The 13682-nt window shown below is 72.8% G+C and carries 15 protein-coding genes; 7 read left to right on the top strand and 8 right to left on the bottom strand.

Annotation, left to right across the window (positions count from 1 at the left end):
- Positions 1–22: 22 nt before the first annotated feature.
- Positions 23–559, top strand: coding sequence for a flavin reductase family protein (locus tag FB465_RS20015; protein ID WP_246192739.1), 537 nt, complete (start codon positions 23–25; stop codon positions 557–559).
- Positions 560–640: 81 nt separating this feature from the next.
- On the opposite strand, the gene arfB is transcribed toward FB465_RS20015, so the two are convergent.
- Positions 641–1072: an alternative ribosome rescue aminoacyl-tRNA hydrolase ArfB gene (gene arfB, locus FB465_RS20010; RefSeq protein WP_145792500.1), complete on the bottom strand. Its 432-nt coding sequence runs from the start codon at positions 1070–1072 to the stop codon at positions 641–643.
- Positions 1073–1216: 144 nt separating this feature from the next.
- Here arfB and FB465_RS20005 point away from each other — a divergent pair, with 144 nt between their 5' ends.
- Positions 1217–1714 carry a hypothetical protein gene (locus FB465_RS20005; RefSeq protein ID WP_425461192.1) on the top strand — a complete coding sequence of 166 codons (498 nt, stop codon included), beginning with the start codon at positions 1217–1219 and terminating at the stop codon, positions 1712–1714.
- Between the two features lie 103 nt (positions 1715–1817).
- The gene (locus tag FB465_RS20000; protein WP_145792495.1) at positions 1818–2393 is read left to right on the top strand and encodes a TerD family protein; all 576 of its coding nucleotides are present in this window, start codon (positions 1818–1820) and stop codon (positions 2391–2393) included.
- A 90-nt stretch (positions 2394–2483) separates the two neighbouring features.
- Here FB465_RS20000 and FB465_RS19995 read toward each other — a convergent pair whose 3' ends face one another.
- Positions 2484–3641 (bottom strand): hypothetical protein, encoded by a 1158-nt coding sequence (locus tag FB465_RS19995; RefSeq protein WP_145792494.1) that lies wholly within the window; start codon positions 3639–3641, stop codon positions 2484–2486.
- A 149-nt stretch (positions 3642–3790) separates the two neighbouring features.
- On the opposite strand from FB465_RS19995, the gene FB465_RS19990 reads away from it, so the two are divergent.
- Both FB465_RS19990 and FB465_RS19985 read left to right on the top strand, forming a co-directional pair.
- Positions 3791–4105 (top strand): WXG100 family type VII secretion target, encoded by a 315-nt coding sequence (locus tag FB465_RS19990; RefSeq protein ID WP_170290646.1) that lies wholly within the window; start codon positions 3791–3793, stop codon positions 4103–4105.
- Positions 4106–4107: 2 nt separating this feature from the next.
- Positions 4108–5751, top strand: coding sequence for an alpha/beta hydrolase (locus FB465_RS19985; protein ID WP_170290645.1), 1644 nt, complete (start codon positions 4108–4110; stop codon positions 5749–5751).
- 25 nt (positions 5752–5776) lie between these two features.
- Here the strand turns inward: FB465_RS19985 and FB465_RS19980 are convergent, their stop codons facing one another.
- From FB465_RS19980 to FB465_RS19955, 6 genes are all read right to left on the bottom strand, one after another.
- Positions 5777–6274, bottom strand: coding sequence for a DUF3180 domain-containing protein (locus tag FB465_RS19980; RefSeq protein ID WP_145792489.1), 498 nt, complete (start codon positions 6272–6274; stop codon positions 5777–5779).
- Positions 6275–6436: 162 nt separating this feature from the next.
- The gene (gene folK / locus FB465_RS19975; RefSeq protein WP_145792487.1) at positions 6437–7033 is read right to left on the bottom strand and encodes a 2-amino-4-hydroxy-6-hydroxymethyldihydropteridine diphosphokinase; all 597 of its coding nucleotides are present in this window, start codon (positions 7031–7033) and stop codon (positions 6437–6439) included.
- 55 nt (positions 7034–7088) lie between these two features.
- Positions 7089–7448, bottom strand: coding sequence for a dihydroneopterin aldolase (gene folB, locus FB465_RS19970; protein ID WP_145797461.1), 360 nt, complete (start codon positions 7446–7448; stop codon positions 7089–7091).
- A gap of 215 nt (positions 7449–7663) precedes the next feature.
- Positions 7664–8161, bottom strand: coding sequence for a nuclear transport factor 2 family protein (locus FB465_RS19965; RefSeq protein ID WP_145797460.1), 498 nt, complete (start codon positions 8159–8161; stop codon positions 7664–7666).
- A gap of 44 nt (positions 8162–8205) precedes the next feature.
- Positions 8206–9060 (bottom strand): dihydropteroate synthase, encoded by an 855-nt coding sequence (gene folP / locus FB465_RS19960; protein ID WP_145792485.1) that lies wholly within the window; start codon positions 9058–9060, stop codon positions 8206–8208.
- A gap of 108 nt (positions 9061–9168) precedes the next feature.
- Positions 9169–11031, bottom strand: coding sequence for a phosphatidylglycerol lysyltransferase domain-containing protein (locus FB465_RS19955; RefSeq protein ID WP_145792483.1), 1863 nt, complete (start codon positions 11029–11031; stop codon positions 9169–9171).
- Positions 11032–11502: 471 nt separating this feature from the next.
- Here FB465_RS19955 and FB465_RS19950 point away from each other — a divergent pair, with 471 nt between their 5' ends.
- Together FB465_RS19950 and FB465_RS19945 are read left to right on the top strand one after the other, a co-directional pair.
- A complete protein-coding gene (locus tag FB465_RS19950; protein WP_145792481.1) occupies positions 11503–12684 on the top strand; it encodes an alpha/beta hydrolase in 1182 nt (393 codons plus the stop codon).
- A 158-nt stretch (positions 12685–12842) separates the two neighbouring features.
- Positions 12843–13628 carry a ferritin-like domain-containing protein gene (locus tag FB465_RS19945; protein WP_145792479.1) on the top strand — a complete coding sequence of 262 codons (786 nt, stop codon included), beginning with the start codon at positions 12843–12845 and terminating at the stop codon, positions 13626–13628.
- The last annotated feature ends 54 nt before the right edge of the window (positions 13629–13682 follow it).

The following is a 13682-nucleotide window of genomic DNA, read 5'->3' as shown; positions in this document are numbered from 1 at the left end:
CGAGCCGACTACCGTGCGGTACGTGTACACGTCCCCGCAGCACGCCGCCGCCCCTGTTGCCACGCCCGACGAGTTCCGGGCTGCGCTCTCCCAGCTCGCCTCCGGCGTCACCCTGGTGACCGCGCACGATCCCGAGGGCGGCGCCGACGGCGAGGACGCGGGGATGACCGCCACCTCGTTCCTGTCCGTCTCGCTGGAGCCGCCGCTGGTGCTGGTGTCGGTGCGCGAGGACTCCCGGATGGACGAGCTGCTCTCCCGGGTCGACACCTGGGCGGTCTCCCTGCTCGGCGAGGAGCACCGCGCACTCGCCTCACGGTTCGCGATGAAGGGGCGCCTCAGCGACCGGCTGCTCTTCGCGGACGCCCCGCACCATCGGGGCGAGTTCGCCGGCGCACCGCTGATCGACGGGGCACTGGCCACCGTGGAGTGCCGTACCGAGCAGCGGATCACGGCGGGCGACCACACGCTGCTGATCGGACGGGTCCTGGCGGCCCGCGTCCCGGGGCCGGCCGGCAAGCCGCTGCTGTACTTCCGGGGCGGCTACCGCCAGCTCGGCTGACCGGCTCGCACCTGACGGAACGTCACTCCAGGCACTCCGGCACGGCCCGGTTCCAGCAGGCCCGCTTCACCCCAGCAGGGCTCAGTGCTCCGCGGGCCGGCTGCGGCCCTGCTTCAGCTCGGAGCGGTGCCGCTTGTTGAAGAGCCGACGCTCGACCATGCCCTTGCTCGGCTTGGTCGCCCGCCGGGCCTTCGGCGGCGGAGCGGTGGCCTCGCCCAGCAGGGACGCCAGCCTGGCCGCCGCGACCTCGCGGTTGCGCCACTGCGAACGGTGCTCGGAGGCCCGGACGACCAGCACCCTGCCGTCCACCAGCCGGCTCGCCAGCCGCTCCAGGGCGCGCTCCTTCCACACCTGCGGAAGGGCCGCCGAGGCCGCCAGGTCGTAGCGCAGCTCGACCTGGGTGTCGGAGGTGTTGACGTGCTGGCCACCGGGGCCGGAGGAACGGGAGAAGCGCCAGACGAGCTCGGCGTCGGGGACGACCACCGACCCCCGTACGCGAATGGGCTCAGGCATGCGCCCATCATCTCGCGCCCGGGAGGCCGGGTCATCCGGTTATCCACACCTGTGTGCGAGGCCTGTGCGCGAGGCCCGTGAACGACGCCCGTGAACGACGCCCGTGAACGACGCCCGTGTACGGTCCCGTCCGCGTGCCGGACAATGGCGTACGTGATCGAGCTCGGCTACTCCCTCTCCAACCGCTTCCCCGACCCCCCGCAGACCGACTACCGCGACGCCTCGGTGCGCTCCCTGCGGCACGACCTGTTCTGCGGCGACGTCTTCCTGGAGGCGGACGGCCTGGACCTGTCCACACGCTGGGGATGGGTGCCGGTGCTCGACTTCGCGTGGGCACTCTGCGACACCGTCGAGGCGCTCGACAGCGACCCGCGCGGCAGCCGCTCCGCCGCCGTGCAGACCTTCGACCTCGACTTCACCCAGAACACCGAGCTGCTGCGGTTCGCGCGCCGCTTCGGTCTGGTGGAGATCAGCGCCACCTGGCTCCCGGACGACCCGCCGGCCGTGGTCCGCCATGCCGAGCTGCGACGCGAGGCCCGGGACTTCCTGCAGGACGTCCTGGCGGACCTCACCGACATGCACGACGGTCTGGGCGAGAATCCGAACATCTGGACTCTGCAGGGACGCTTTCCCCGGGTCTGACCACTCGTCGGGCCCGTTCATGAGAAGAATTGCGGACGCGGCTGGAACCAAGCTCCGCCCCACCCGCGTTCTTCCCGACAAAAGCGACGAAGGGACACCACACATGCCAGTCAGCCTCTCCAAGGGTGGCAACGTCTCGCTGACCAAGGAGGCCCCGGGCCTGACCGCGGTCACCGTGGGCCTCGGCTGGGACGTCCGCACCACCACCGGTGCCGAGTTCGACCTGGACGCCAGCGCGATCGCGCTGAACGGGGACGGCAAGGTGCTCTCCAACGGCCACTTCGTGTTCTTCAACAACACCAGCACCCCGGACCAGACCATCGTGCACACCGGCGACAACCGCACCGGTGAGGGCGAGGGCGACGACGAGCAGATCAAGGTCAACCTCGCCGGGCTGCCCGCCGACGTCAGCCGGATCACCTTCCCGGTCTCGATCTACGACGCGACCTCCCGTGGCCAGAGCTTCGGCCAGGTCCGCAACGCGTACATTCGCGTGCTCAACCAGGCCGGCGGCGCCGAGATCGCCCGCTACGACCTCTCCGAGGACGCCGCCACCGAGACCGCCATGATCTTCGGCGAGCTCTACCGCAACGGCGCCGAGTGGAAGTTCCGCGCCATCGGCCAGGGCTACGCCTCCGGCCTCGCCGGCATCGCGCAGGACTTCGGCGTCAGCCTCTGACGCATCGCCACCTGCACACGACGACGCCCGGGCCTCTGCGGAGAGGCCCGGGCGTCGTCGTATCGGCTCTGCGGTTGTGTCAGCCAGGGCCTAACGGCGGTTGGCGCGGAGCTCGGGGAGCTCCAGGTACTCGGTCTCGTCGTGCGGGGTCAGGTCGACCACCTCGGGGCGGGTGTGGGTCGGCCGGGCCTCCGCCGCCACCGCAGCCTGCACCTCCGGCGCGGGCGCGGCCGGGTCGGCGTACCGCGCACTCTCGGCCAGAGCCTCGTCGCCCACCACGTCCGCCAGGTCGGCGCGCTCGCCGAGCTCCGTCACGCTGCCGACGGCGGGAGCCGGGGCCGCCGCGCGGACGGCCGCACCGGCCGCACCACTGCGGCCGAAGAAGCTGAAGTTCGATCCACGGCCGGCACCGGCCTGCGGGCGCGGGCGCTGCCGCTCGGCCGGGACGATCGCGGTCGCCGGAGCGCCGGCCAGGGGCTCGGCCGTCGCCGCCAGCACTGGCCTCGTGGGCGCGGCGCCGACCGCGTGGCGGGTGGCGACGGACTCCTGCAGCGAGGCCGGCTTCGGCGCGGCGAGCACCGGCTGCGGAGCCGTGGTCACCTGCAGTGCCGTCACCTGTGGGACCGTCACCTGCGGTGCCGCCACCGGCTGCTCGACCCTTGGCCGGACCGCGAGCTCCGTCCTCGCCGGGCTCTCGCGCCGCGCCTCGGCCCGCTCGGCCTCCTGCTCCAGCTGCCGCAGCACGGACGCCGCGCGCACGTACGCGGCCGGGGACGCCGGGAACTTCGGCCGGGCGGCGGCGAGCGCCCGCTGGGTGGCCTCGGCCTCCTTCAGCGCCTGTTCGGCGACCATCACCGCGCGTTCCCGCAGCAGCCGGGCGATCTCCGTCTCGGCCTTCGCCAGCCGCGACTTCTCCGCCGTCAGCCGGCGCCCGAAGCGGGTGGCGCGCTCCTCGGCCACCTCGGCCGCGTACTCCACCTCGGCGAGCTGCTCCTCGAAGCGCTCCTCGGCCCGCAGCCGCCGCGTGGCCGCGAGTTCGGCCGCCACCCGGGCCGCCCGGTCGCGCTGGCGCAGCAGCAGGCCCAGGCCGACGGCCGCGAGCACCGCCGCGACACCGAGGGATCGGACGAGGGCCGGATCGGGACTGACCGTCAGCGCGGCAACGGCGGCCACGACGAGCACACCGGTGGCGATCGGGGGCACAGACCGGCCGAGAAGGGAGGAATGACGGTGGCGTCCGCGTGACATGCCAAAGAAACTAGCGTGCGAATTGGGGCGCTGTCAGCCTCAGCACCCATTCCACTCTTGACAGTCCATCGGAAATACGACGGGTGTTCACCTGCTCACGGGCCGTTACGATAGGTCCCGCATTCGCCACCGCGCAGAGGGAATCCACCGTGCCCGCCTCCCCGTCCACCGGATTCCGGGTCCATCCCGCCGAACTCGCCGATGCGGGCCTGGCCGCCCGCCGAACCGCCGAACGGCTCCAGGCCGGCGCCAACGCCGTACCGGCCGCCGGGGATGCCGCGGTCGCCGCGCTGCCGGGCTGGCGGACGGCCGTCGCGCTGGACGAGTGCACGGAGGCCTGGCACCGCGCCCTGGTCCGGCTCGCGGCCGAACTCGAGGGCATCGGCGCCGACCTGCAGCGCACGGCCTCGGACTACGAGGCCACCGAGGCCGAGATCCGTCGCAGCCTGCGGCCCGGGAGCTGAGAGTGGACGCGACGTCGCCGGGCCTCGCCCCGACCGCGCTCGACCGGCCCCCGCTCGACCGGAACGAGCTGGACGAGAACGCCCTGCAGGCCTCCCGCCCGGAGGACGTAGCCGCGGCCGCCGAGGCGTACGGCGCGCTGGTGGCCACCCTGGAGGAGCTCCACGAGGAGTGGCGGCAGTCCGTCGCGGGCCGGGTGCGGGCCTCGGGCTGGCAGGGCAGGGCCGGTGAGCTGGCCACCCGCACGATCGACACCACCACCGGACGCCTGCAGTCCGCCCAGCGGGAGCTGGCACTGGTCCGCGACACCCTGCGGGAGGCCGCCGAGACCTTCCGGCTGGCCCGGTCCAGGTGTCTCCGGCAGGGCCCGTACGCACTCGCGTCCGCGCCCGGGTCCGCCCTGGAGGAGGCCCACCGGGCGGACCGCGCCACCGCCGAGCGGCTCGCCCGCCTCGCCGCCCGGGCACGTGACGGGCGGGCCCTCGACGCCGCCCCGGCCGACACCGAGCTGCAGCGGGCGTCCATCCCGGCCGACACCCTGGGCGGCCTGCTCGGACGGCCCGTCGTCCCGCCGCAGGGCACCTCGCCGACCCGGGTGGCCGCCTGGTGGCGCGGCCTCGACCCCGACCAGCGCCGGGAACTGACGCAGGCCCACCCCCAGCTGATCGGCAACCTGGACGGCCTTCCCGCCCGCGACCGCGACCGCGCCAACCGGCTGCTGCTCACCCGGCTGCTCGACCGCTACGAGCAGCAGGCCTCCCCCGACCGGCGGCTGCTCCAGGGGCTGCGGGCGATCCAGCGCCGGCTCGCGGCCGAGCACGGTGACGTCCTCCTGCTCGGCCTGGGCGACCAGGGCCAGGGCCGGGGCATTCTCTGCTTCGGCGACCCGGACAGCGCGGACGACGTCGCGGTGTTCGTCCCCGGCTTCGGCACCGAGCTGGCCGCCGTCGGCGGCGGCGACGCCGACCGGGCGCAGCGGGTGGGCTCCGGCGCCTCGGCGTACGGGCAGGGGCGCACCACGGCCTCGATGGTGTGGCTGGGCTACGACCCGCCGCCGAACGAGGGGCTGGACCCGCGCAGTCTCGCGGTGGCCGGGGACCGCCGGGCCCGGGAAGGCGCCGTCGAGTACGGCCGCTTCCTGGCGGGCCTGCGCGCCGCCAGGCCGGGGCCGCCGGCACATGTCACGGCGGTGGGGCACAGCTACGGTTCGCTGCTGGTCGGCCTGGCGGCCCAGCAGCCGGGCGGGCCCGTGGCCGACGAGGTGGTGCTGGTCGGCAGCCCCGGGACGGGCGCGAAGCGGGCCGACCAGCTCGGGGTCGGGGCCGACCACGTGTACGTCGGCGCGGCCGAGTGCGACCCGGTGAGCCGGCTGCCCGGGGGCTCGGCGGTGGCCGGCCGGCTGGAGGCCGGCGGTGTGCTGGGGGCGGTCGTGAGCCAGGCGCTGAAGCCGCCGGACGAGCTGTGGTTCGGCCGGGATCCGGCGGACGCGTCCTTCGGGGCCAGGCGGTTCAAGGTGGCACCGGGCGAGGCCCGGGATGCGTTCGCGAGCCACTCCGCGTACTTCGACGACTCGTCGGAGTCGCTGGCCAACATCGCCCGGGTGGTCGCGGGCCGGGGCGAGGAGATCACCGTCGCGACCGGGCGGTGAGCCGCTCGGCGACACCGGCGGGCCGTCAGCGGGGCGTGGGTGCGGTGCCTGTCGGACGGGTCGGGTCGTCGTGGTCCTCGGGGAGCCGGCAGATGTGCTGCAGCCAGAGCGCGGCGGCGATCACGGCCGCCCCCGCCAGTACGGCGAATCCGGCCGTGATGGCCTGCGACTGCCGGGCGGGGACGTCGAGCAGGGTGAGCAGGTAGACGCCCGTACCGCCGTAGATGCCCGTCACCACGGCCGAGACCAGGGCACTCGCCTGAGCCAGCACCACGGCCCGGGCCGCGCTGAGCGGGTCGACCCCCTTGGCGTCCGGCCGCCGCTCCCGCATGGCCTTGAGCCGGGACCGCAGCGAGATCGCCGTGGCCAGCAGGACCACCGCGACCGCCGCGAGCGCGATGGGGGCGGCCGCGGGCACCCCGGGCAGCTGGCCCAGGGAGTCCCACAGCTTGGCACCGGCCCAGGAGAGCACCCCCGCAACGGCGGTGATACCCAGGAGCAGGCGGAGGCGGAGCGGCTTCACTCGGACGAGGTCCTTCCCGGCGGACGGTGGATCTGACGGACGGTCGCCGACTGGCAGCGCCAGGCCACCGTACCGGGGCCGGACCCTGCCGATCACCTACTCGTACGGCCGAGGACGTGCGGGAAGTTCCCGACCCGCGGCACGGACCGCCGCACCGGCCGACTACTCGGGAAGGCGCAGCTGGATGTCCTCGCGCCGCCACACGGTCTGCCCGGCCTCGGACAGGCCCTTCAGCAGGTCGGCGACGCGGCCCACACCGGGCACCTCGCCGTCCGGGTCGGCGTCCAGCCAGGGGGCGAGGACGAAGGCCCGCTCGTGGGCACGGGGGTGCGGGAGCAGCAGCTCGGGCTCGGAGCTGGTGACGCCCTCGTACGCGAGGATGTCGACGTCCAGGGTGCGCGGGCCCCAGTGGACGGTGCGGACCCGGCCGAAGGCGTCCTCGATCGCGTTGCCCCGCTCCAGCAGGGAGTGCGGCGGGAGCGTGGTGCGCAGGACGACCACGGCGTTGTAGTAGTTCGGCTGCTCGGCCGGGCCGCCGAGGGCCTCGGTCTCGAAGACGGCGGAGACGGCGATGATCCGCACGCCGGGGGTGTCCTCCAGGGCGTCCACGGCGCCCTGCAGGGTCTCCAGGCGGTTGCCCAGGTTGCTGCCGAGCGCGATCACGGCGCGGCGGGGGTTCTGCAGGGTGGAGTCGGCACTGTCGACTCGGCTCTCCAGGTCGAACGTGGTCGGCGAGGCGGTCGGGTCGCTGGTGCTCATCGGTATCCCTCTACGGCTGGGGCTGTGGGACGGGGACGGGGACGGGGCATGCACGTCATGCGCGGCCCCGGTGGATCGTGATGGTGACGTCGTCGAACGGGACGGTGATCGGGGCGTCCGGCTTGTGCACGGTGACCTCGACCTCCTCCACCGCGTCGTGCTTGAGGCACTGGTCGGCGATCCGCTGGGCGAGGGTCTCGATCAGGTCGACGGGCTCGCCGGCGATGATCGCGGTGACCTCCTCCGCGACGATCCCGTAGTGCGCCGTGCGGGTCAGGTCGTCTCCGGACGCGGCCGGGCGGGTGTCCAGGTAGAGCACGAGGTCGACGACGAAGGTCTGGCCCTCGATGCGCTCGCGCTCGAAGACACCGTGATGGCCACGGGCACGCAGGCCCCGCAGGGTGACGCGGTCCAGCAACTCACTTCTCCCACCTGGACAGGCCCTGCACGGGGGCAGGGCGACGACGGGCCTCGTCGCCCGCCGTCGTCGAATCTACCCGCGGGGACCGACAGACCCCGACCGTCCTACCCGGCACAGGCGCGCGCCACGCACGCCGGATCGGCGATTGACGTGAACGTTCGGTGTACGTCCACGAAACATCCCGGCAGACCGGCGCCGACCCGCCCGACTCAGTCCTCGTCCTCGTCATCCCCGCTGGTCAGGACGGGTGAACCGTGGTGCGACCAGAGCCGCCAGCCGTCGGCGGTACGCCGGAAGAGGTTGGTCGAGACGACCTTTCCGCCGACCAGCGGTCCGAGCTCGCCCTCCTCCTCGGCCTCCCCTCCGGAGAGGATGTTCTCGGTACAGGTGACAAGAGCCACATCACCCTGGACCTCGACCTCGACATCGGTCAGGAAGAACTGGATGTACTCCGTGTTCATCATGATCAACATGTACGAGCGGGTGACCTGGGCCCGTCCGCGCAGCACCGGCCAGCCCGGGTGGACGCAGACCACGCCGCCCTTGTCGTCGGCGTCGGCCGCCCCCAGCCAGATGGCCTCGACGGCCTCCAGGTCCCCGTTCTCCAGCGCCTCGTAGAGGGCCTGGTTCGCCGCCAGGACGGCCTCCCGGTCCAGCTCCAGTGCCGCTGCCCGGTCGGGGCCGGCCGCACGGTCACTCCGGCCCATCTTGCCGTCACCCGCCATGGTTCCTCCTGAGCCGTGCCAAGCCGCTACCCCCTCCTCGCCGCCTGCTGCCAGGCCGCGACCACACGTACGGCGTCGGCCGTGCCGGCCACGTCGTGCACCCGGACCGCCCAAGCGCCGGCCTGGGCCGAGAGCACGGAGACGGCCGCGGTGGCGTCGTCGCGCTGCCTGGCCGGGCGCAGCTCCCCGGTTTCCGGGTTGGCGAGCAGCGTACCCAGGAACCGCTTGCGCGAAGCGGCGACGAGGACGGGGCGGCCGAGCGCGGTGAGGGCGTCCAGACGGCCGAGCAGGGCCCAGTTGTGCTCGCTGGTCTTGGCGAAGCCGAGGCCCGGGTCGAGGATCAGCTGCTCCTCCTTCACCCCGGCCGCGAGCAGGGCGGCCATCCGGCCGGCGAGCTCGGCGGTGACGTCGGCGACCACGTCGTCGTAGACGGCGAGGCTGTCCATGTCGGCGGACTGGCCGCGCCAGTGCATCACCACGAAGGGCGCGCCGGTGGCGGCGACGACCTCGGCCATCGCCGGGTCGGCGAGTCCGCCGGAGACGTCGTTGACCAGGCGGGCACCGGCGGCGACGGCCTGCTGGGCGACGCTCGCCCGCATGGTGTCGATGCTGACCACCACGCCGGCGGCGGCCAGCTCGCGGACCACCGGGATCACCCGCCGAAGCTCCTCTGCCTCGGTGACCCGCTGGGCGCCGGGGCGGGTGGACTCGCCGCCGACGTCCACCAGGTCCGCGCCCTGGGCGACCAGGTGCAGGCCGTGCGCGACGGCTGCGGCCGGGTCGAGCCAGAGACCGCCGTCGGAGAACGAGTCGGGGGTCACGTTGACCACGCCCATGACGGCGCAGCGATCGAGGTGCGGGAGGCCGGGAGGGTTGCTCATGTGGCCATTATCGAGCTGCGCGGCGGCCGAAATCGGATGGGGGAGAACGGCGGACGGCTGACAGATTTCAAAATCTGTCAGCCGTCATCCGTCAATCACCGCCGCACATCAGGCAGCTTCCGTCACCGGTCCGACCGTCACCTGCTCCGGCATCAGCCCCTGCCGCTGCCGCTTACGCCCGAACTTCGGCATGCCCAGCGTGATGAACGCCTCCGCCTGCATCGCGGCGAACCCGATCCGCGGCAGGTCCCGGGTCTGCGGGTACACCAGGAAGCGCGGCTCCCACTCGGGCTGGAACTTCGCGTTGAACTTGTACAGCGACTCGATCTGGAACCAGCGCGAGGAGAACACCAGCAGCCCGCGCCAGGCGCGCAGCACCGGCCCCGCCCCGATCCGCTCACCGCGCGCAAGCGCCGAGCGGAACATCGCGAAGTTCAGCGACACCCGCCGGATGCCCATGGCCGGTACCGCCTGCAGCGCCGCCACGATCAGCAGCTCGTTCAGGCCCGGATCGGCCGCCCGGTCACGCCGCATCAGCTCCAGCGAGATGCCGTCCGCACCCCAGGGCACGAAGTGCAGCACGGCCTTGAGGTCGTCGCCGGTCCCGAAGGCGGCCTCGCCCTCCTCCGGCGCCTTGTGCGCGGTGACCACCACGCACTCGTCGTCGCCCACGTCGCCGAACCGGCCCAGCGCCATCGAGAAGCCGCGCTCGGTGTCCGTGCCGCGCCAGCGCGCCGCGGCGTCGGCGATCCGGCGCTTCTCCTCCAGCGTCAGCTCACTCACCCGGCGGACCTTGCAGGAGTACCCGTTGCGCTCGATCCGCTTCACCATCTGCCGGACGTTGCGCATCGCGCGCCCCGCCAGCGAGAAGGTGGTGGCGTCCACGATCGCCTCGTCGCCGAGCTCCAGCGCGTCCAGTCCCGCCTCGCGGGTCCAGACCTCGCCGCCGACCTCGCTGCAGCCCATCACGGCCGGCACCCAGGCGTGCTCGCGGGCCTCCGCCATGAAGACCTTGATCGCGCCGGGCCAGGCCTCGACGTCCCCGACCGGGTCACCGGAGGCCAGCATCACACCGGACACCACCCGGTACGAGATCGCGGCCTTGCCGGTCGGCGAGAACAGCACGCTCTTGTCGCGGCGCAGCGCGAAGTACCCGAGCGAGTCACGGGCCCCGTGCCGCTCCAGCAGCCCGCGCACGCGGACCTCGTCCTCGGGCGTCAGCTCGGGCTCCGGCTTCTCCGGCCGCAGCAGGAGGTACGCCGAGGTGAAGGCGGTCAGCAGGCCGAGCGCGCCGAGCGAGTAGGCGACCAGGTCCGTGATCCGGTCGCTCCGGTAGTCGATCGGCCCGTCGAAGCCGAACAGGCCGTACATGGTCTCCTGGAGCCGCTCCAGCAGGCCCGGGTTCCCGATCTCGGAGCTCGGGTGAACACTCACGATGAGCATGCCGAGCAGCACGCTGAACAGGCCCATGACGGCCAGGTTGGCCACCGCCCGCCAGCGGGTGCGCGGGTCGGCCTTGGCGTAGAACTCACGGCGGTGCACCAGGATCACCGCGAACAGGGTCAGCGAGACCACCGCCGGGCCGATCTGGTGCCAGCGCAGGATGTGCAGCGCCGCACCGACCGGCAGCAGGACGCAGACGGCCCGCCAGGCACGCCGCTTGCGCCGGCGCAGGGCGTGCGCGAGCAGCACCAGCAGCGTGCCGACCATCAGGGTGCCTACCGCCGCCAGGGTGGTGGTGCCGCCCGGCAGCTGACCGGCCCAGCTGTGCATCTTGGTGTGCCGCAGCTTGGGGAAGACGGCGCTGGCGATGTCCAGCAGACCGATCACCAGACAGGCGTAGCCCACCGCTCCGGGCAGCCAGGCCCGTGGGACGGAGGCCGCTTGGGTACGGAGCGTCTGCAGACCCCGGCGGCGAGGCTGCTCGGGCGAGGGCGAGTTCGACGGCTCAACGGACACTGGAACGCTCATGGAAGCTCAGCGTAGAGGCTGTTGCGGCGTGTCCTGTCACTCCGAGGGAGGAGTTGTGATGGACCTTCATGGCTATTCCTTAGTCTGGCAATCCGCTCGTCAAGAAAGCGTCTCCGGAAGGTGAACTCCGGGCACGCACTTCCGAGGGCGGAACCTGGGGGACAGGTGGCCGCCGCACGCGCAGAACGTCCAGCGGGACGGCTGAACGGCTGACACGGCGGCGGGTGGCAGGTGGGTGGCGCAACGTGGGTGGCCCCTCGCCGAAGCGCGGCGCCAGGGGACACTCGCGGACGCGTTACACACGGTGGACGCCGCATTCTAGAGCTTCGGTTGCGCCCTGCGCAGCGTGCGTGCCCGGGTCTGATCCCAAGCCGTGACAGCCGCCCGGCCGGCCTAGCCCCACTGGCCGCACCAGGCACTCCAACGCACGATGAACCCTGGCCCCACAGCTGCCCGAGGGAGGGCTACGGCATGGAACTGACCAGCGGTGCGTTGGTGAACTCACTGATCGCACTGGCTGTCGTCGCCCTGGTCGCCACGCTCTGGCTCTGGCCCCGGCTGGCCCGGCAGCGGCCCCTGCCGATGCTCGGCCGGGTCGCCCTCCTGACGGTCGTTCAAGTCTCGGTGCTCGCCGTGCTGCTCCTGTCCGTGAACAACACCTACGGCTTCTTCACGTCCTGGAACGACCTGCTCAACCCGGGCGGTGCACCACTCACGCTGGCGAGCGCGGAGCACCCCAAGGGCGCCGCGCCCAAGTCGGGGACACTGGTCCAGCCGAGCACCGAGGGCGGCCTGGAGACGGTGAAGGACCTGCCCCAGGGCAAGCCGGAGGAGGTCGGGCGGGTCGACTCGATCCGGGTCACCGGCCCGGAGTCCGGCCTCTCCGACCAGGTGTTCATCTACCTGCCGCCGGAGTACTTCGTCCCCCGGTACGCCCGGGAGCGCTTCCCGGTACTGGTCACCCTGGCCGGCTATCCGGGCCCCTCGCTGCACCTGGTCGAGGGACTGAAGGTGCCGCAGACCGCGTGGGACCTGCAGCGGACCGGCCGGATGGCGCCGACCGTGATCGTGATGGCCCGGCCGAGCGTCGCGCCGCCGCGCGACACCGAGTGCGTGGACGTCGCGGGCGGGCCGCGTACCGAGACGTGGTTTGCCAAGGATTTGCCCAACGCGCTGCGGTCCGGCTACCGGGTCAGCCGGTCGGCGAGCTCCTGGGGTGTGCTCGGATACTCCACCGGCGGCAGCTGCGCGCTGCGGCTGGCCATGCGCAACCCCGGTTCGTACGCCAGCGGAGCCGGCATGCACGCCGACTACCAGGTGCCCAACGACCACTGGACGGACGGCGACCTCTTCGGCGGCGACGAGCACGCCGCGCAGCAGAGCGATCTCGACTGGCGGCTGCGGAACCTGCCCGCGCCCAAGGTGTCGCTGCTCGTGGTGAGCACACGAACCGAGGAGAATTACCAGGCCACCCAACAGTTTCTGGCCATCGCGAAGGAGGTCGGCGACGCCCACCCGGAGTTCCGGGCGGACTCACTCTTCCTGGATGACGGCGGCCACAGCTTCGAGACCTGGCGGCGGGAGCTGCCCGCCGCGCTGGAGTGGATGAGCGATCACCTCAAACCACCGCAGGACCGCGAACCCCGCCCCTAGCCACCCGGGGGATTCCCCTCGCCCGGCCGGGTGGTTCCCGGCCACCGCAGCGCGCGGACCGGCCGGGAGAGGGAACGTCTCCGGACCGATCTGCCGACCGACCAATGAACAGACCGACCGCGAAACCGACCGTCTGTGGAACTCGCTCAGGAGGCCACATGCTCACCACCCGTTCGCTGTTCGACGAGATCTACCGGAACGACGAGGCGTACCAGCTGTTCTGCAGCATCGCGGCCGGCGGCGAGGACCAGGGCGGCTGGGAGAACGAGCGCATCACCGCCCTGACCCAGGACCCGGTGCTCGCACCCAAGGTGGCCCGGCACGGCGCCGACGAGCGCAAGCACGGCCGGATCTTCACCCAGCTGCTCCACAAGCGCGGCCTGGAGAAGGTGGACGTCCCCCCGGACGCCGACTACTGCATGCTGCTGGAGCAGCAGGGCATCGGCCTGGCCCACGACCGGCTGAAGTCCGACGTACCGCTCGCCGACCGGGAGATCATCACCTACCTGGCGCACAGCCGGGTCACCGAGCAGCGCGCCTCGGAGCAGATGCGCCAGCTGGTGAAGGCGTACAGCGACAACCCGGAGATCGGCAGGGCGATGCGGATGATCTCCGCGGACGAGGACAACCACCTCGCGTACTGCCACGAGGAGCTGCTGCGGCTGGTCGCCCAGGGACACGGCCCGTACATCAGGCACACCCTGGAGCACACCGCGAAGGGCGAGATCCGCACCCACCGGGACGTCGGCCTCGCGGTGATGGCCTCGATGGGGCGGATCCTGGGGTGGCCGCGCCGGCAGCGCCTGCTGCTCGCGGCGGGCCTGTACGCGCTCTACGTGTACGACGCGGCCTTCGGCTGGCGGCGGATGGTGAAGCTGCGGATGCCCGAGCGCCGCAACGCCCTGGGCACGCCCGCGCCGCCGCACGCCGAGCACGACATCTGAGCGGCGGCCACGGCAGCGGGCCAACCACAGGGGCGCGTGGGGGCACCTCCCGGC

It is taken from the genome of Kitasatospora atroaurantiaca, from assembly GCF_007828955.1.
In the GTDB taxonomy this organism is placed as follows: domain Bacteria; phylum Actinomycetota; class Actinomycetes; order Streptomycetales; family Streptomycetaceae; genus Kitasatospora; species Kitasatospora atroaurantiaca.
This window is presented reverse-complemented; position numbering and strand designations above follow the sequence as displayed.

Coding starts and splice junctions, on each gene's coding strand:
- folK (WP_145792487.1), bottom strand. CDS start 7,033: ATGAGCACCAGCGACCCGACCGCCTCGCCGACCACGTTCGACCTGGAG.
- FB465_RS19945 (WP_145792479.1), top strand. CDS start 12,843: ATGCTCACCACCCGTTCGCTGTTCGACGAGATCTACCGGAACGACGAG.
- FB465_RS20000 (WP_145792495.1), top strand. CDS start 1,818: ATGCCAGTCAGCCTCTCCAAGGGTGGCAACGTCTCGCTGACCAAGGAG.
- FB465_RS20005 (WP_425461192.1), top strand. CDS start 1,217: ATGGCGTACGTGATCGAGCTCGGCTACTCCCTCTCCAACCGCTTCCCC.
- FB465_RS19950 (WP_145792481.1), top strand. CDS start 11,503: ATGGAACTGACCAGCGGTGCGTTGGTGAACTCACTGATCGCACTGGCT.
- arfB (WP_145792500.1), bottom strand. CDS start 1,072: ATGCCTGAGCCCATTCGCGTACGGGGGTCGGTGGTCGTCCCCGACGCC.
- FB465_RS19995 (WP_145792494.1), bottom strand. CDS start 3,641: ATGTCACGCGGACGCCACCGTCATTCCTCCCTTCTCGGCCGGTCTGTG.
- folP (WP_145792485.1), bottom strand. CDS start 9,060: ATGAGCAACCCTCCCGGCCTCCCGCACCTCGATCGCTGCGCCGTCATG.
- FB465_RS19965 (WP_145797460.1), bottom strand. CDS start 8,161: ATGGGCCGGAGTGACCGTGCGGCCGGCCCCGACCGGGCAGCGGCACTG.
- FB465_RS19955 (WP_145792483.1), bottom strand. CDS start 11,031: ATGAGCGTTCCAGTGTCCGTTGAGCCGTCGAACTCGCCCTCGCCCGAG.